Source organism: Rhodococcus sp. MSC1_016, assembly GCF_023667485.2.
GTDB classification, from domain to species: domain Bacteria; phylum Actinomycetota; class Actinomycetes; order Mycobacteriales; family Mycobacteriaceae; genus Rhodococcus_F; species Rhodococcus_F oxybenzonivorans.
On record NZ_JAMOZI020000001.1, the window covers coordinates 6894421 to 6912141 of the forward strand.

Sequence of the window (17721 nt, forward strand, 5' to 3'; positions counted from 1 at the left end):
CTCGGCCAGCTACGCGCTGGTGGAGGAACCTGCACGGCGCGCGGTCATCCGGTGGAATACTCGCCGCGCGGCCGCGGAGCCACCGACGGGCAGCACGGCGAGTCCGGCGGCGATCAACGCCACCAGCACCGGGAACTGAACGAGGAACGAGTGCCCCACGTATCCACCGGGCGCACGCCACGGTCCTGTGGAGAGCATCGCCACCCCGAGCATCGTGGAGGCACCTGCCACACCGACGAGAACCCTTGCGGTGGTGGCAGATCCGCGTAGCCGGATCAGGCCGGCGGCGAGCGCGGTCAGCAGGATGGTCGTCGCGCCGCCGACCGGCCCGGCGATCACCGTCGACGCCACGAGAAGTCCCAGCCATCCGCCTGTCGCGCTGCCCCATGTCCTCGGCGCGGCGCCGGGGTTCCGGACAGCTTCCCGTGCGCGCCGACGCAGGCATGCCGCTGCGATCAGCGGTACGAGGAGCAGCAGCCCGCCGAAGATGCCCAGGCGGTACCAGCGGTCGGTGGGGAAGTCGAGGGTGACGGTGCCCTCTGTTCCGGCCGGCAGGATCCATCCCTGCTGCCACCCGTCGACGACGACGGGGGCAAGTTCGCTTCCATCCGGTGCGGTGGCGATCCAGCCGACATTGGTGCTCTCGGGGACGACGACCAGGCGATCGGACTCCGACCGGGAAACGGCAAGTTCGCGATGATTCTCCGTCCAGGCGGTGGTCGACATCTGTTCGGTGGGCACCGCACGCGCGTCCGTGCCCGCGCCCGCGTCGAGGCGGAGATCGTCGACGAAGAAGGCCGACCCGGGTTGCACGACGACGTCCTGCGCGCCGGCGGCGAGCGGAACGGCGGCGGGGGAATCGCACAGCGTGGCCGGCACGGGGTCACCCGACAGCAACAGTTCCGCGGTGGTGGAGATGCTCGTGCGCACGAGGCGTCCGGCGACCGAGATCACCGGGCCCTCCTCGCAGGGCACCGAGACGGGGTGGTCACCGGAATCGTCGCTGGGGCCCGACCCCGGCAGCAGGGCGCCGTCCGCACCCAGCACCCCGACCTCGGCGAGCCCCGCGGGTTGCAGCTGCGCGAAGCCGAGGGCGTTCTGATCCAGTACGTCCTGCCACGACACCAGGCTGAGCACGATCCGATCCGTCACGCGGGGTTCCACGGTGACGGTGAGATCGTCGCCGACGTCTCGGACCTGAGGACCGTCGCCGAGGTCGACGGCGACCGTCGTCGGAGCGGCGGGTATGGCTCCTGCGCTGGGGGTCAGCTCGAGGCCTGTGACGAGTGTGGGCTCCGGAAGGCGAAGGGTGAGTGTGGGTTTCGCCCCCTTGCCGCTGGTGGTGTCCTGCATGGCAGACCAGCTGGTCCGCGGGTCACCGTCGGTGGCGGCAAAGGCGGATCCGCGGAGATCGCCGATGTTGCTCGTGCCGTCCGCAGTCGGTCGGTCCGGGCGGGTCAGAAGCTCTTCGAGCGCGGCGCCGTGGCGTGCCCGCACTGTGAGTTGCGGTGTGACGGCGGTGGGGGCGGGCACCGACAAGGTGCGCTGGAAAGTGCCGGCCTCTTCCGGTGGCAGCGCGAAGGCGTTGCTGCAGCGGACACGGTCGGGGGCCTCGGCGCAGGCATTGCGGCCGGGCAACTCCTGGGTGAGGTTCCACCCGGACACCGACGCGCCGTCGGGGGTGGGAGGCAGCACCGTGCGGTATCGGATGGGGACGGTCACGGGTGGGGCGTCGCGGCGGGAAAAATCCTGCACCGACACCTCGCTGATCCCGAATTGAGTTCCGGGGGAACCGTTTTCGGTGCGAGTAGCGGTGATCCGCACCCACGGAGTGTCGCCGCCCGGGACGGACACCGTGATCGGTTTCCCGGGTGCATCCACCTTGACGGCGGTGCTGCCGTTGGGCGTGGACACCTCCATCCAGCGGACGGGGGCGCCGATGGCCGCCGGGCTCGTCGTGATCTGCAGCAGGGAGCTCGTCGGAGGAGTGTCGAAGTCGATCTGAAGCCACTGGCCGAGCGCCCGCTCGATGCCGTTGCTGAACCAGCCCGTCGCGGGGTCACCGTCCACGGTCGCGGCGGCACTGCTGGCAGGTGAGGTTCCGCCCAGCTGTGTGGCGTCGGACGCGGCACTGGACACGCTGAGCCGGGCACCTTCCCACTTGCCCTCGACCAGCGGTGTATCGGCGACCGGATAGTCGGGTACGAGGTTGTGGGTGCGGCGCGCGTCCTCCGGGGACCGCAGCGCCGAGCTGTGGTTGTCGACCTGACCGTAATCGGTCTCGCGGTTCCGGGGAGTGTCGGTGACGGTGACGTCGTGCACCGGCAACCCCGCCCGCTGGGCATCGGCCGCGAGGAGCACCGGCCCCGCCCCGGGAAGGGTCCCGTTCTCCCTCGAGCGCTGCAGCGACTCCGGGCCACCCTGCACGAGCGGGACGTCGTCGAGTTCGGCGGTGTACGGGCCGCTCGTCGCCGGGGAGCCGTCGGGCATCGACACCGCGAAGATCTCGATGGCCGGATACCGGGGCCGGAGATCGCTGTCGATCACGAGGCCGTCCACCTCGCCGGGCCCGATGTCCTCGCCGAATTCGGCAACCCGGGTCAGACCGGGTGAGCCCGTGACCGCTTGGTGGGCCATGATCGGTCGCGTCGACCGCGACGTGTCGGGATCGAGATCGTTGCGGAGTACCAGGTAGTGGATGCCCTGGCCGAGCAACGTCGGTGCCAGACCGTCCGACGGGCGGCCGTCGGTGATGAGGCGCTGGACCGAGTCCATCGCGCGGATCGTGCCGGGCGGGGTGAGTGGGACCGCGTCGCGGGACGCCCACGGTGTGGTTGCCAGCGCCTGGATCGGTTCGTCGCGGGTCAGCCCCCACACCTGACTACCGAAAGGCGCACCCGGTACGACGAGTGCTCGCTCGGCGTCGGACCCGTCCGGGCTCGTTCCGCCGGCGTTGTGCTCGAGCCAGGTCGCGGCCTGCTGCCAGTAGTCGGGCACTTCCGGATAGGTCCCGCGCGGTGCGAGTTTCCCCGTCCAGGCCAGGGAGGTGGCGAGCGTCAGGGCGACGAGGACCAGGCTGGTGACCGCGACCATCGGTTCGCGTTCGGGATGAGCGAGGGCGCGGCGCCACCGTACCGCCGGGACCGAACCCGGCAAGGGCACCTGGGCGAGCAGATGAGCGAGTCCGAGGACCAGTGGTAGCCGCACCAGCGGCTCGAGCTTGTGCACGTTGCGCAGCGGAGCGCCGGTGGAGTCGAGGAACAGACGCACCTGTTCCGCGACGGGAGATCCGAGTTCACCGATGTAGCCGGCGGCCAGTCCGGTGACGCCGACGAACAGGATGAGCACGAGGCGTCCGCGCGCAGGCATCGCGCGCATGCACAGTCCCGCCAGCCCGGCCGCCGCGATGACTCCGGTGGCGGCAACCGCGGCGGGCTGGGTGACGAGGACGGCACCGGCGATGCGCTCGGGGGAGACGAACGGCGTCCAGCTGTCGGTGCCGCGGAGGATCTCGGCGAGCGAGGTCCACTGTGTGGTCACCCCGGACGATTCGATGTAGTCGAGGAACGGCGGGCTCACCGTCCCGAGGAGCAGGAGCGGAACGATCCACCACAGGGTGGCGAGTGCGAGAAACGGAAACCACCACACGGTGAACGTCCACCAGCGTCGGTTGGGCCGGTGCGATATCCACCAGAGGCCCGCCACCAGGCATGCTGCGGCGGTCGCGACGGCATTCACCGCACCCATCAGCGCCACCGCCAGCGCCGACTGTGCCGCCAGCCGCGCAGGTGAACGCGACAGCAGCGGGGAGCGGACTGCGGGACTCGGATTGCCGAACGCGACGACGAGCGGCAGCAGAACCCACGGGGCCAGCATCATCGGCAGAGTTTCCGAGGAGATCGAGCCGAGGGTGGTGAGGACGCGCGGGGAAAGTGCGAAGGCGATTCCGGCGATGACGCGCGATGACCGACTCCCGACGCCGAGGGCCTCCGCGAGACGGACGATGCCCCAGAACCCGGCCACGAGTAGCAGGGCCCACCACACGCGTTGGGTTATCCAGGGAGGAATGCTGAGGACGTCGCCGAGCGCGAAGAAGGCACCGTGCGGAAAGAAGTACCCGTAGGCCTGGTTCTGGACCTGGCCCATCGGCGCCTGGCTGCTCCACTGATGTGCAGCCCGTTCGAGGAATCCGATCGGATTCTGGGTGAGGTCATATTTGGTGTCGGCCGCGAGCCGGCCGGGAGTTTGTAGAAACGAGAGAAAGAACGCTACGACAGAGGCGCCGAACAACCACCGTCGGGACAGAGGCTCCACCGAGGGGGCCATGGACGACATGGCCACCGGCTCGGAGGTAGTGCGGGAACTCGCGAAGCCGGCGCTCTCAGCGGCTGCCGTACTCAACCTGGTTCAGCAGTGAGGAGTCTGCGTTGCCGCTCCGGTCGATCTCGGGGCGGGTGTTGTCCTGTGCCGCTGCCGTGATGCCGAAAGTCGCCACAGCGCCGAGAGCAACACCGGCCACAGCGCTGATCACACCGGGCACCAGGAACTTCGCCATCTCACATCTCCCACCGTCGTGCCATCGACGCGCGCGACTTACCGCCGCGTACGAATTGCTCGGGCCAAGGTATCACTCGCGGCCCGTCTGGCTGGTCATTGGTGCCTTTCCCGCAGGTCCGGCGAGTGCGAGTGGCGGCGTCAGTCTTCGGAGACCACGCCGAGCGCTCCGAGGAGGGTGCGGAGCTTGGCAGTCGTCTCGTCCAGCTCGGATCGAGGGTCCGATCCGGCGACGATCCCGCCGCCCGCGGTCGCGAGCACCTCGAGGCCGTCGGCGGTGATCTCGGCGCAGCGGATGGCTACCACCCAGTCGCCGTCTCCCTGCGCGTCGCACCATCCGACGGCGCCGCCGTAGAACCGCCGTTCCTCTTCCACCTCGCGAATGGCGGCCAGCGCCAGGTCGGAAGGGGTGCCGCACACGGCGGGAGTGGGATGCAGCAGTGTCGCCAGGGTGAGTGCGTCGGTCGCCGGGTCGCGCAACAGCCCCCGGATCGGTGTCGCGAGATGCCACACCTCACGAGTGCTGGTCAGGACAGGCGCGTCGGGGACGGTCAGTTCTGTGCACAGCGGGGCGAGGACGTCCTCGATCCAGGCGGTGACGAATGCGTGCTCGGCCAGGTTCTTCGTCGAGTCCAGGAGCCCGCGACCTTCGTGTTCATCGGCGGCGGGATCGGTGCGCCGCGGCGCGGTCCCGGCGAGGGGACGGCAGGTGATCGAGCGGCCGCGACGGCTGATCAACATTTCGGGGCTCGCACCGACCAGGCTGTGGCCGCGAAAACCGTCGCCGGCCGACGTGAGGTCGACGGCGAACCCGTTGGCCAGGGGATTCGACTGAATCAGCCTCGCCGCCAACGCCTCCGGATCGACCGGTGTGTCCGACGCCAGGACGACGCTGCGCGCGGCCACCACCTTTCCCAGCGCGCCGCTCCGCAGGCGGTCGACGAGAGCACCGACCCGGGCTACGTGTTCAGCCGGCTCGGGTACCTGCCGAGCCACGCGGACGGCCGGGAGGCGCTCCACGCGAGGAGGCCGCCACGGGCCACTCGTGACTTCCGACGAGGCGGGAGCGGTCAGCGCAGCCGGACGGGCGGGATCGAAGGGCAGTGCGCCCACGACGAGTTCGGTGTCACCGTCGGCGAGCGCGGTGATCGCCGCCGACGCGGAGTCGTATCTACTGCGGGCGCCGACCGTGCGTAACGTCCGGTCGGCGCGGGAGAGGAGGAAGCCGTCCATGGTGCTGCCGACAGTAGTCGGCCGGCGCAGCCCTCATCCGATCACTTGCCGCAGGGCGGCACGATCAGCACGGGACGGTGACTGTGCCGCAGCACGTGATCGGCGACGCTGCTCTGCAGCAGGGACCGCAGTCCCGTCGTACCCCGGGTCCCTGTGACGATGATGTCCACTCCGAGTTCGTCGGCGGTCTCGACGATTGCCGTCCAGATCGTGGTGGTGCATTCGATGGTTCGGCCTTGCGTGGTCAGTCCGGCGGCCTCGGCGAGTTCGATACCTTCGGCGTTGGTGACCTTGGCGTCCGAGAAGGCGACGTCCTCGGTCTCCTCGTCGGGAACCCACTCGGGCTGCATCACCCCGGACAGTCCCGACATGCGTGCGGCCTGACGGACCATCGGTTCCCATACCGTCACCAGCACAGCGCGATTGGACGCGAGAAAGCGGCCCGCGCACTGCACGGCGCGTTTGGCGTTGTCGGATCCGTCGTAAGCGATCAACATCAGACCTGCAGGCACGACGACCTCCTGGGAAAGGGACCTTTCGCTCACCAGATTACCAAGAGTGCCGATCTTGACAGGAGATTCGGACTGGCCGGGACGACGATTCCGGTCACTGGGCTACCGTCGGGGGCATGCGGATCAAGTATGCCCTCGCGCTCGTCGCCTGTACCGGCCTGGTCGCCGGGTGCTCCTCGGGCGGCGACACTGCCGCGCCGTCCTCCTCCACGGCACCGTCCTCGACACCGTCGTCCCCGACCACGGCGGAGCCGGCCTCGCATACCGATGTGCCCACTGCCGCGCCGGTGTCGTGCGAAACGAACTTCCTGCAGTCTCTGCCGTTGCGGCGCAAGCTCGCTCAGTTGCTGAACGTCGGCGTGACGGGGACCGCCGACGCCGCTCAGGTGGTGCGGAACGAGCAGGTGGGTGGCATCTTCATCGGCAGCTGGACCGATGAGGCGATGCTTGCCGGCCGGGAGGTTCCGCAGGTGGCGTCGGCTTCCGCGCTGCCACTGATGGTGACCATCGACGAGGAGGGCGGCCGCGTGTCGCGCGTCGAGGACCTGCTCGGGCCGGACCCCTCCGCGCGGCAGACGGCAGCCTCCATGACCGAGGAAGAGACCTATCGGATGGCTCTGGAGCGGGGGCGCGGGCTGAAGGATCTCGGAGTGACCGTCAACTTCGCGCCCGACGTCGATGTGAGCTCCCAGCCCGACGACAGTGTGATCGGTGACCGCTCCTATTCCGACGATCCGGCCGTCGTCACCCGGTACGCCGACGCGTACGCCCGCGGCATGCGCGACGCCGGAATTCTGCCGGTGATCAAGCACTTCCCCGGTCACGGGTCGGCCTCGGGCGACTCGCACACCGGAGCAGTCACCACTCCGCCGCTCGAGCAGCTGCAGACCTACGATCTGGTTCCGTATCGGGACCTCGTCACCACGGGCGTCGGTGTCATGCTGGGCCACCTCGAGGTGCCCGGGCTGACCGCCCCCGGCATTCCGGCCAGCATCAGTCCCGATGCCGTGGCCCTGCTGCGCGGGGGAACCGGCTACGGCGCCCCTCCGTTCACGGGTCCGATTTTCACCGACGACCTCAGCGGTATGCAGGCGATCACCGACCGCTACGACATCACCGAGGCGGTCGAGACGTCACTGGCGTCCGGCGTCGACATCGCGCTCTGGCTCACCACCGACGACGTCCCGCGTGTGCTCGACCACCTCGAAAGCGCTGTGGCCTCGGGCAAGTTGCCGCAGCAACGGGTCGACGACGCGGTGCTGACCGTGGCGCGCGCGAAGGGTGCCTTGCCCTGCTAGTGGGCGCCCACAGGCTTCGGGTCGGCCTGCGAAGGTCGGCTCGAACCGGGCCCTCCCGGAGTGCCCCGGGTGAGCGGCCAGTACAGTGTGCCCTGATCCGTGGCTGCGTAGAAGTTCGTTCGCCAGGTGGGGCCCGTTTTCTTACCGTAGAGTAAGATAGCGGGTTCGACGAATATTGGAGGACGAATGGCCGGCGGCACCAAGCGATTGCCTCGCGCAGTGCGCGAGCAGCAGATGCTGGATGCGGCCGTCGACGTCTTCTCCGACAGGGGCTTTCACGAGACCTCGATGGACGCGATCGCGGCCAAGGCGGCAATCTCCAAGCCGATGCTCTACCTGTATTACGGCTCCAAGGACGAGTTGTTCGCCGCATGCATCCAGCGTGAGGGTCTGCGTTTCGTCGAGGCGCTCGCGCCGGCCGCCGATCCCGGACTCAGTCCGCGTGAGCAGCTGCGCCGGGCGCTCGAGGGCTTTCTCGGCTTCGTCGGAGCGCACCGCAAGTCGTGGATGGTGCTGTACCGGCAGGCGATGGGTCAGCAAGCGTTCGTGGGATCGGTGCAGTCGAGCCGCGACCGGTTGATCGAATTGACCGCGCACCTGCTGCAGTCCAGCACCAAGGACCCGGATCCGGGCCAGGACTTCGAACTCATCGCCATCGCCCTGGTCGGTGCCGGTGAAGCAGTCGCCGACCGGGTGGCCGGCGGCGAGGTCGAGGTGCACGCGGCGGCCGACCTGCTGGAGTCGCTGGCGTGGCGGGGTCTCGCCGGCAAGAAGAAGTCCGACTGAACGAACGGGACGCCGGTTCGATCAGATCGAACCGACGTCCCGTTCGTACTCGTCAGCGCAGCGTCGCCGAGAGGTGTGGATACCCCTTCTTCGGGTGCTTGAGCGACAACTCCCAGCCTTCACCCGTATGGTGGGCGTAGACATTCAGTGTGGCCGGCAACAGGATGGGCTTGCCGAAGCGCACGCTGTAGGTGACGGCCTCGGGAATCCGGCCCTCCACGGAACCGAGCACGGCGGCGGCACTCCACATGCCGTGCGCGATGGTCTTCGGGAAGCCGAAGGCCTTGGCGCCCAACGTCGACACGTGAATCGGGTTGCGATCGCCCGACACCCCGGCGTACTTGCTGATCGTCTTCTGGTCGACCCGCAACGTGCGAAGGGGCGGCGGCGGCACTTCTTCGGGTTTCGGTTCGGGCCCCGGCTGACCGGACAGCGACGTCTTCTGCTGCCGCAGGAAACTCGACGTCTGCCGCCACACCAGTTCGCGTCCCACCCGGATGTCGCTGACCACGTCGATCAGCAGACCCTTGCGATGCTCGCGGAGATTCTCGGCGTGCACCGACACGTCCAGCGGCTCACTCACCGAGATGGGACGAAACTGTTCGATCACGTTCTCGGCGTGGACGGAACCGATGGCGGGGAACGGGAATCCGTCCGAAACCATCAGCTTCATCACGATCGGGAACACCAGCGTGAACGGGTAGGTCAACGGCAGGGTGTCGCCGAAGCGCAGGCCGGTGACCCTGTCGTACGCCGCGAGGTTGTCGGGGTCCACCTTGACGCCGCTGAGCGCCAGTGTGGTGTCCGGGGCACTGTCACCGCTTGCCCCGACGACCGGAAGCGCGCTGCGCACGGCGCGGGCGTAGATGTCGAGAGTGCCCGGCATTGCGGGAAGTTCGACCACTTTGCCCGCCATCAGGCGCCCAGCAAGCTCTGGCCGCAGACACGGACGACCTGTCCGGTGACGGCGTTGGACGCGGGATTGGCGAAGTACGCGACCGTCTCGGCGACGTCGACGGTCTGACCGCCCTGCAGCAGCGAGCTCATGCGGCGTCCGGCCTCGCGGGTGGCGAAGGGGATGGCCGCGGTCATGGCGGTTTCGATGAAGCCCGGTGCGACGGCGTTGATGGTGATGTTCTTCTCCGCCAGAACGGGTGCCGATGCTTCGACGAGCCCGATGACGCCGGCCTTGGACGTCCCGTAGTTGGTCTGGCCACGGTTACCGGCGATGCCGGCGATGGAGGACACGTCGATCACCCGGCCGCCTTCCTTCAGTGCACCCTTGGCGACCAGCGACTCGGTGATCTTCTGCGGTGCAAGGAGATTGACGCCCATCACCATGTTCCACCGGCCCTCGTCCATGTTGGCGAGCGTCTTGTCCCGGGTGATACCGGCGTTGTGGACGATGATGTCTGCGCCGCCGTGGCGTTCGAGGACGTGCTCGGCGAGCTTGTCGGCTGCGTCGGGGGCAGTCACATCCAGGGCGAGGGACGTGCCACCGACCTTGTTGGCCGTCTCGGACAGCGCGTCGCCGGCTGCCGGGATGTCGGCGCAGACGACATGCGCGCCGTCGCGGGACAGGACCTCGGCGATGGTGGCACCGATGCCGCGCGCCGCACCGGTGACGATGGCGACCTTGCCCTCGAGCGGCTTGTCCCAGTCTGCGGGGGCGGTGGAATCCTCGGCGCCGACGCGGATGACCTGCCCGCTGACGAACGCGGACTTGGCGGAGAGCAGGAATCGGAGCGTCGACTCCACGCCGGAGAGACCGGGTGACGCCTTCGGGGAGACGTAGACGAGTTGTGCGGTGGCGCCACGCTTCACCTCTTTGCCGACGCTGCGGGTGAAGCCTTCGAGGGCGCGCTGGGCAACGTGCTCGTCGACGTCGGTCGTCTCTTCCGGAGTGGTCCCGAGGACGACGACGCGAGCGGACGGCGCGAGGTTACGGATGACCGGCTGAAAGAACTCGAACAGCTGCTCGAGTTCGGTGACCTGGCCGATGCCGGTGGCGTCGAACACCAGGGCGCCGAAGTTGTCGTCGGCGGCGGAGGCGGCCGGGTAATCGGAGAGCAGCGCGCGAAGCGGCTCGACCAGGCGGCCCTTGCCCCCGATCAGCACCGGGCCGGCGAGGGGCGGCTCGCCGTGCTTGTAACGCCGAAGGTTCTCGGGCCGGGGCAGGCCCGCCTTCGCGGCGATGAACGCCCCTGGCGCGGAGGACAGAAACTGGGAATAGATGTCGGGAGCTCCCTTGCTGGCTGCCACGGTCCTACCTTCTTCTCGTCGTTTGGCGGTCAGTCACCGAGCACCGAAAGAAGTGCGGTGTCGACAAGTAACTTACTCCTGAGTAAGAATAGTAGCCAACAGGTAATCGCACCAGATCCTTGGAGACGTCAGTGACCAGCAAAGCTCGCACCAATTCGAACTCCGACGCGACGCCGAAGCCAGGCGGGAAGCAGCAGCGTCCCGTCGCCATCGTCGGCGGCAATCGCATCCCGTTCGCACGCTCGGACAAGGCGTACGCACAGGCGTCCAACCAGGACATGTTCACCGCGACCCTCGACGGCTTGGTAAGTCGTTTCCATCTGCAGGGCGAGAAGCTCGGACTCGTCGCGGGTGGCGCCGTTCTCAAGCACAGCCGCGACTTCAACCTGATGCGGGAATGTGTGCTCGGCAGCGCGCTCAGCCCGTACACGCCCGCCTTCGACCTGCAGCAGGCGTGCGGTACCGGCCTCCAGTCGATCGTCGCCGTCGGTGACGCAATCGCGGCGGGTCGCATCGACGCCGGTATCGGTGGCGGCGTCGACACGACGTCCGACGCACCGATCGGCGTCAACGACGACCTTCGCGAGTTCCTGCTGTCGCTGAACCGGGCAAAGAGCACGGGCGATCGCATCAAGCTGCTCGCCAACGTGCGGCCGTCGATGCTGGGTATCGAGATCCCCCGCAACGGTGAACCCCGCACCGGCCTGTCCATGGGCGAGCATGCGGCGATCACCGCCAAGGAGTTCGGCGTTCGACGCGAGGACCAGGACGAGCTGGCCGCCGCGAGCCACAAAAACATGGCCGCCGCCTACGACCGCGGATTCTTCGACGATCTGGTGACCCCGTTCCTGGGCCTCACCCGCGACGACAACCTGCGTCCGGGGTCCACCGTCGAGAAGCTGTCCACGCTGAAGCCGGTGTTCGGGGTGAAGGCGGGCGATGCGACAATGACCGCCGGAAACTCCACGCCGCTCACCGACGGAGCGTCCGCGGTCCTGCTGTCGAGCGAGGAGTGGGCGGCCGAGCGCAAGTTGCCGGTCCTGGCCCACCTCGTCGACTCCGAAACCGCGTCCGTCGACTACATCCACGGCAAGGACGGCCTGCTCATGGCCCCCACCTATGCCATCCCGCGGCTGCTGGCCCGCAACGGCCTCACCCTGCAGGACTTCGACTACTACGAGATCCACGAAGCCTTCGCGTCCGTCGTTCTCGCGACGCTGCAGGCGTTCGAGTCGGATGAGTACTGCAAGGAGCGTCTGGGGCTCGACGGCGCCCTCGGCTCGATCGACCGCAGCAAGCTGAACGTCAACGGGTCGTCGCTGGCGGCCGGTCACCCGTTCGCGGCGACGGGCGGGCGCATCGTGGCGTCGCTGGCCAAGATGCTTCGCGAGAAGGCCGGCACCAACGGTTCGGCCCGCGGATTGATCTCGATCTGCGCCGCCGGCGGGCAGGGTGTGACGGCAATCATAGAGGCGTGATTCGACTGGCCTTTCCGGTAGCTGTCAGATCGGAAAGGCCAGTTCGCGCGCGTCCGGCGAAGGGATCCGGCGACGAGGGGTGGTCGAATCCCCGAAAAATTTCTCCGCAGGTGTAACGCTGGAGATTAGCTGGCGATACTCCCATCAGCCCCGTGTTGCTGCCTGACCCCCGACCTGGCAGCAGCGCGGGGCTCCTGCATTTTCGGCGGCCGGTAGTCTGTCGTGGGGGGTCCGGACCGGAGATCGCTGAAATCGGACGCCGCTTGAAATGCACCGAGCGCCGACGGCAAGCTGAAGCCGGCAACGAAGATACTCGGTGAGAGGGCCACGGTGAACGACGAAGACCGCGAAGCAGGGAGCGCAGCACCCCAACGGTCGACGCCTGATGCTGCTCCCGAGAGCCCGGTGTCGCCCGACCCTCAGCCCACACCGCCGGGCGCTGACGACGACGCGCCCACCACTCGACTGGACCTCGGCGATCTGGCAGCACGCCCCGAACCGCTGTGGGTGGAACCTGCGCCCAACGAGGACGAGACCCAGGTGATCCCGGTGATCCCACCGGACGCCGCGAGCGGACCGACACAGGCGTACACGGCAGTTCCGGCAGACGACGAACCCACAGTTCTCGCGCCCGCATCTCCGCTACCACCGCAAACGGCGCCTCCAGCGGGTGGAGAACCAACCGGCGACGTCCCACCCCCCGCCGCGCCGCCCCCGGCCGTCCTGCCCCTCGACGCGGGTGGTCCGAAGGGGCCCCGGTGGGGAAAGATCGCCGCGGTCATCGGTGGTGTCTTCGCGATCATCGCCATCGCCTACGCCGCCGACCTCGCGATGTCGTCCGGGAAACTGCCGCGCGGAGTGACGGTGGCCGGGGTCGACGTGGGCGGTTCGTCCCGCGCCGACGCCGAAGCCATCCTGCAAGCGCAGGTCGGGCCGCTCGTGAATCAGCCGGTGTCGGTGAAGGCCGGCGACGTATTCGCCGAGCTCGTGCCTGCCCAGGCGGGACTCGACGTCGACTGGCAGGCCACGCTCAACCGGGCCGATGCCCAGCCACTCAATCCGTTCACCCGAGTGGCGTCGTTCTTCACCTCCGACGAGATCGGTGTCGTGTCGACGCGGGACGAGTCCGCGCTGGCGGCTGCCATCGACAACCTGCGGTCCCGCACCGACCGTGCCTCCCGCGAGGGCACGGTGGTGTTCGAGGGGCCCACACCTGTCCCCGTCGACCCGTCCGCGGGCCAGAACCTGAACGGCGAGGGCGCCGAGGCGGCAATCGTGGAGAACTGGGCGTTCGGTGGCCCGGTGGAGTTGCCTGTCGACGCGGTGCCGGTGACCGTGACCAAAGAGGGCGTCCAGAGGGCGCTCGACGAGATCGCGGTGCCGGCCGCCTCCGCTGACCTGGTCGTCCCAGGCCGCAACGGCTCGGTCGCCACCCTGCCGCGGCAGCAGATCGGCGCCGTGCTCGGATTCCGCCCGGACGGGAACGGCGGCTTGACGCCCGAGTACAACGTCGACGCTGCGATCGGAATACTCGCACCGCAGCTCGTCTCGACGGAGATCGCGCCCAAGGACGCCACGATCACGCTCGACGGGGGATCGCCCCGCGTCGTTCCCGCAGTCGTCGGTGACCTGATCCAGTGGCCCAAGACGTTGGAGACATTGCCGCAGCTCCTCGCGACTCCCGGTTCGCACACCACCCCGGCCGTGTACGGCCCGGTCCCGCCGGCCTTGACCACCGAGGCGGCGCAAGCCCTCGGCGTCAACGAGGTGATCAGCGAATTCACCACCGGCGGCTTCTCCGCGGCTTCGGGTACCAACATCAGGCTGGCGGCCAGCGAAATCAACGGTGCGCTGATCAAGCCCGGCGACACGTTCTCCCTCAACGGACACACCGGTCCGCGTGGAGCCGCTCAGGGTTACGTGGAGTCGGGGATAATCAACAACGGCCGCCCGGATACGGCCGTCGGCGGCGGTGTCAGTCAGGTGGCGACGACGCTCTACAACGCGGCCTACTTCGCCGGCATGGAAGACGTGGCGCACACCGAGCACTCCTACTACATTTCGCGCTATCCGGAGGCCCGGGAGGCCACGGTCTTCGAGGGGGCCATCGATCTCCAGTTCCGCAACACCGCGAAGACCGGGGTCATGATCCAGGCGATCGGCGGCAGTTCCGAACTGACGATCAGATTCTGGGGAACCAAGACCGTCGACGTCGACTCGATCACCGGCAATCGCACCAGACCCACGACTCCCGATACGGTCACCTTGCCCGCCGGGGATCACTGCATCCCGTCGAGCGGCGCGCCCGGCTTCACCGCCAGCGACACCCGCGTGATCACCGACCGCGCCACCGGCCGGGAGATCTCCCGCAACACCCGGACCGTGCGCTACGACCCCGTGCCGATCGTGAAGTGCGAAGCACCCGAACCGGTCCCCGCCCCCAAGCCCGACGATCGCACCCCCGCGGCGGCCCCGACCTCTCCGTCCACCCCCACCCCGTCCCCGACCCCCAAGCCCGACCCGGACGACGGCGAGTAGCTACTACAGCGCTCGCACAGTGAGCAGCTGCGGGGGCGGCAGCGATGCTTGCGTAATCCAGCCTCGTGGCGGCTCGGCACGCAACAGCGCGCGCCGAATTCGCTGCGCGACCTGCTCCGGTGATCCGAGGTCGTCCCAGGTCCACCGCACCACCTGGAAACCGAGATCACGCAGCGCGTCCTCTCGTTGCTTTTCGGCGAAGACCGCATCGCCGGGTGACTGCCCGGGTCTCAACAACCGTCCGTACTTGACGCGCCCGTCGAATTCCCCCAGCACAACCCCGTCGAAGTGGAAGTCCACGCGTCCAATTCGGCGTCCGCCGGGTTCGAAGACTTCGCCTTGCTGGGACGGGACGGGGAGTCCGGCACTCGACAACATCACCCGGCTTCGCGATTCACCGACACTTTCGCTGTGTCCGCTCACGAATCGGACGACCCTCCGCGCCGCGTGGACGCCGTGACGGCGCGCAGCGCGGGCGAGTTCGGCCTCCAGGTCCTCACTACTGATACCGAATGTGCGGACGGCCGCGTCGCCCACGATGACGGCCTGCTCGAAGGGCAGAGTCCGCGCGAGGTCCACCACGGTCCGGGCCGGGAGCGTCAGCGAGTGCCCATCCACCACCGCGACCTGCCCTCCGACGGGGGCGCAGTGCACCGTGGCCCGCCGTTTGATCCGGCCTCCTCCACGTCGGCTTCTGGTGACGTGGACGCGATCGAGGGCGGTTCTCCACAGTGGTAGTCCGTAGACAACAGCCGCGGATTGATGGCTCAGTACCGCGTCGTCCGACAGTGCGTAAACGGTCGAATCGATCAGAAGGCGATGACGTTCTCGGTCCTCGAGTTCCGCATACTTCGACGCCGAGACGTACGCGCCGCGGCCGATGCGTTGCCACTCACCGCGTGTGTACAGGCGTCGGATCTCGTCGTCGCTGTAGCCGCGGCCAAGTGCCTCTCGGCGCCGGAGCATCGCCCCCGGGTCGTGTTCCATGGGAACGATTCTCGCCGGAGCCGCCTGAAGAATCCGGTCCGAAGGGCCCGGCTGTGGATGGACGGAGGCTTGTGGACAACTCCCGCACCACTTCTCGGTCCGCGCACTACCTGTCGGGCCCCAGAAGTAGTGCGTCGACGGAGAAGTAGTGCGGGAACCGGCAGCGAGGCAGGAAAAAGGCCCGGCGGCCGGGGAATTCCCAGCCACCGGGCCCTGCCCGAGCCGATCAGAACGCGGCTTCGTCGAGCTCCATGATGTCGTTGTCGATGTTTGCGATGATGCCGCGGATGGCGGTGAGCTCGGGGAGGACGTTCTTGGCAAAGAAGGACGCGATGGCGACCTTGCCCTCGTAGAACGCCTTGTCCTTGTCGGACGCACCTTCGTCGAGCGCCTTGATCGCGATCTCCGAGTGACGCAGCAGCTGCCAGCCGATCATCAGGTCACCGACGGCGAGGAGGAAACGCACGGAACCGAGTCCGACCTTGTACAGCTCGGACGGCTGCTCCTGGGCGCCCATGAGGTAGCCGGTGAGGGTGGCGGCCATGGTCTGGACGTCGTCGAGCGCGGTGGCGAGCAGGGCGCGCTCCGCCTTGAGGCGACCGTTGCCTGCCTCGCTGTCGATGAACTTCTTGATCTCGCCGGAGACGTGGGCGAGTGCCACGCCGCGGTCGCGAGCGATCTTCCGGAAGAAGAAGTCCTGGGCCTGGATGGCGGTGGTGCCCTCGTACAGCGAGTCGATCTTGGCGTCGCGTATGTACTGCTCGATGGGGTAGTCCTGCAGGAAGCCGGAGCCACCGAAGGTCTGCAGGCTTTCGGTCAGGTACTGGTACGCCCGCTCGGAGCCGACACCCTTGACGATGGGCAGCAGCAGGTCGTTGACGCGGAACGCGAGGTCCTTGTCGGCACCGGATACGAGCTTGGCGGTGGCCTCGTCCTGGTGTGCGGCGGTGTAGAGGTACACGGCGCGCAGGCCCTCGGAGTACGCCTTCTGCATGGCGAGGGCGCGCCGGACGTCGGGGTGATGCGTGATGGTGACGCGGGGGGCGGTCTTGTCCGTCATCTGCGTGAGGTCGGCGCCCTGGACGCGTTCCTTGGCGTAGTCGAGCGCGTTGAGGTAACCGGTCGAAAGGGTGGCAATTGCCTTGGTGCCCACCATCATGCGGGCGTGCTCGATGACGTCGAACATCTGCGCGATGCCGTTGTGGACCTCGCCGACGAGCCAGCCCTGGGCCGGGACGCCGTGGCCGCCGAAGGTGACCTCACACGTGGCGGACACCTTGAGGCCCATCTTGTGTTCGACGTTGGTGACGAAGACGCCGTTGCGCTCACCGAACTCGTTGGTCTCGAAGTTGAAATGCGTCTTCGGGACGAAGAACAGGGACAGGCCCTTGGTGCCCGGTCCCGCGCCCTCGGGGCGGGCGAGAACGAGGTGGAAGATGTTTTCGAAGAGGTCGTCGGAGTCTGCGGAGGTGATGAACCGCTTGACGCCTTCGATGTGCCAGGAGCCGTCGTCCTGCTTGATCGCCTTGGTGCGGCCCGCGCCCACGTCGGATCCGGCGTCGGGCTCGGTGAGGACCATGGTGGCGCCCCAGCCGCGCTCGACGATGGTGGCGGCCCACTTCTTCTGCTCTTCGGTGCCGTTGTGGAACAGCACGTCCGCGAACGCGGGTCCGGCCTGGTACATGTGCGCGGCCGGCTGCGAGCCGAGGATCAGCTCTCCGATGGCCCAGACCACGGAGCGGGGGACGGGAACGCCGCCGATCTCTTCGGAGATGCCCATGCGGAACCACTCGGCGTCCCACAGTGCGCGGAAGGACTTCTTGAAGGACTCCGGCAGCGTGACGGTGTGGGTTTCGGGATCGAAGACCGGAGGGTTGCGGTCGGCGTCGGCGAACGCCTCACCCAGCGGTCCCTCGGCGAGGCGGGCAACTTCGCTGAGCATGTTGCGGACGGTGTCGGCGTCGAGATCGCCCCACACGCCTTCGCTCAGCGGCTGCTCGAGACCGAGGACCTCGAAGAGGTTGAACTCCAGGTCGCGGACGTTGCTCTTGTAATGGCCCATGTCTTCTGTCT

Annotated in this window: 12 protein-coding genes; 4 read left to right on the forward strand and 8 right to left on the reverse strand. The window is 68.1% G+C overall.

Annotated elements, in window-relative coordinates:
* Window positions 1-9: 9 nt before the first annotated feature.
* The 4 genes from L1080_RS32040 to L1080_RS32055 all read right to left on the reverse strand — a co-directional run bounded on the left by L1080_RS32040 (window position 10) and on the right by L1080_RS32055 (window position 6299).
* Window positions 10-4335, reverse strand: coding sequence for an alpha-(1->3)-arabinofuranosyltransferase (locus L1080_RS32040; RefSeq protein ID WP_250776608.1), 4326 nt, complete (start codon window positions 4333-4335; stop codon window positions 10-12).
* Between the two features lie 46 nt (window positions 4336-4381).
* On the reverse strand, window positions 4382-4555 hold the full coding sequence (locus L1080_RS32045) for a DUF2613 domain-containing protein (protein WP_159924141.1): 174 nt from the start codon (window positions 4553-4555) through the stop codon (window positions 4382-4384).
* A 140-nt stretch (window positions 4556-4695) separates the two neighbouring features.
* On the reverse strand, window positions 4696-5787 hold the full coding sequence (locus L1080_RS32050; protein ID WP_250776571.1) for an isochorismate synthase: 1092 nt from the start codon (window positions 5785-5787) through the stop codon (window positions 4696-4698).
* A 41-nt stretch (window positions 5788-5828) separates the two neighbouring features.
* On the reverse strand, window positions 5829-6299 hold the full coding sequence (locus L1080_RS32055) for a universal stress protein (protein ID WP_109333266.1): 471 nt from the start codon (window positions 6297-6299) through the stop codon (window positions 5829-5831).
* Between the two features lie 116 nt (window positions 6300-6415).
* On the opposite strand from L1080_RS32055, the gene L1080_RS32060 reads away from it, so the two are divergent.
* Both L1080_RS32060 and L1080_RS32065 read left to right on the forward strand, forming a co-directional pair.
* A complete protein-coding gene (locus L1080_RS32060; protein WP_250776572.1) occupies window positions 6416-7597 on the forward strand; it encodes a glycoside hydrolase family 3 N-terminal domain-containing protein in 1182 nt (393 codons plus the stop codon).
* A 186-nt stretch (window positions 7598-7783) separates the two neighbouring features.
* Window positions 7784-8383 (forward strand): TetR/AcrR family transcriptional regulator, encoded by a 600-nt coding sequence (locus L1080_RS32065; protein WP_159924147.1) that lies wholly within the window; start codon window positions 7784-7786, stop codon window positions 8381-8383.
* Window positions 8384-8435: 52 nt separating this feature from the next.
* Here the strand turns inward: L1080_RS32065 and L1080_RS32070 are convergent, their stop codons facing one another.
* On the reverse strand, window positions 8436-9299 hold the full coding sequence (locus tag L1080_RS32070; RefSeq protein WP_250776573.1) for a MaoC/PaaZ C-terminal domain-containing protein: 864 nt from the start codon (window positions 9297-9299) through the stop codon (window positions 8436-8438).
* Complete coding sequence (locus L1080_RS32075; protein ID WP_250776574.1) at window positions 9299-10645, reverse strand: 3-oxoacyl-ACP reductase; 1347 nt, start codon at window positions 10643-10645, stop codon at window positions 9299-9301. The genes L1080_RS32070 and L1080_RS32075 overlap by 1 nt, the downstream gene beginning before the upstream one ends.
* 131 nt (window positions 10646-10776) lie before the next feature.
* Here L1080_RS32075 and L1080_RS32080 point away from each other — a divergent pair, with 131 nt between their 5' ends.
* Together L1080_RS32080 and L1080_RS32085 are read left to right on the forward strand one after the other, a co-directional pair.
* Window positions 10777-12123: an acetyl-CoA C-acetyltransferase gene (locus L1080_RS32080; protein WP_109333256.1), complete on the forward strand. Its 1347-nt coding sequence runs from the start codon at window positions 10777-10779 to the stop codon at window positions 12121-12123.
* A 330-nt stretch (window positions 12124-12453) separates the two neighbouring features.
* Complete coding sequence (locus L1080_RS32085; protein ID WP_250776575.1) at window positions 12454-14661, forward strand: VanW family protein; 2208 nt, start codon at window positions 12454-12456, stop codon at window positions 14659-14661.
* Window positions 14662-14664: 3 nt separating this feature from the next.
* Here the strand turns inward: L1080_RS32085 and L1080_RS32090 are convergent, their stop codons facing one another.
* Window positions 14665-15648 (reverse strand): hypothetical protein, encoded by a 984-nt coding sequence (locus L1080_RS32090; RefSeq protein WP_250776576.1) that lies wholly within the window; start codon window positions 15646-15648, stop codon window positions 14665-14667.
* Between the two features lie 226 nt (window positions 15649-15874).
* Window positions 15875-17710: an acyl-CoA dehydrogenase gene (locus tag L1080_RS32095; RefSeq protein ID WP_159924157.1), complete on the reverse strand. Its 1836-nt coding sequence runs from the start codon at window positions 17708-17710 to the stop codon at window positions 15875-15877.
* Window positions 17711-17721 lie beyond the last annotated feature (11 nt).

Bases quoted from the DNA above. Each gene is read 5' to 3' on its own strand.
- L1080_RS32040 (WP_250776608.1), bottom strand. From the start codon at position 4,335: ATGTCGTCCATGGCCCCCTCGGTGGAGCCTCTGTCCCGACGGTGGTTG.
- L1080_RS32045 (WP_159924141.1), bottom strand. From the start codon at position 4,555: ATGGCGAAGTTCCTGGTGCCCGGTGTGATCAGCGCTGTGGCCGGTGTT.
- L1080_RS32050 (WP_250776571.1), bottom strand. From the start codon at position 5,787: ATGGACGGCTTCCTCCTCTCCCGCGCCGACCGGACGTTACGCACGGTC.
- L1080_RS32060 (WP_250776572.1), top strand. From the start codon at position 6,416: ATGCGGATCAAGTATGCCCTCGCGCTCGTCGCCTGTACCGGCCTGGTC.
- L1080_RS32065 (WP_159924147.1), top strand. From the start codon at position 7,784: ATGGCCGGCGGCACCAAGCGATTGCCTCGCGCAGTGCGCGAGCAGCAG.
- L1080_RS32070 (WP_250776573.1), bottom strand. From the start codon at position 9,299: ATGGCGGGCAAAGTGGTCGAACTTCCCGCAATGCCGGGCACTCTCGAC.
- L1080_RS32090 (WP_250776576.1), bottom strand. From the start codon at position 15,648: ATGGAACACGACCCGGGGGCGATGCTCCGGCGCCGAGAGGCACTTGGC.
- L1080_RS32095 (WP_159924157.1), bottom strand. From the start codon at position 17,710: ATGGGCCATTACAAGAGCAACGTCCGCGACCTGGAGTTCAACCTCTTC.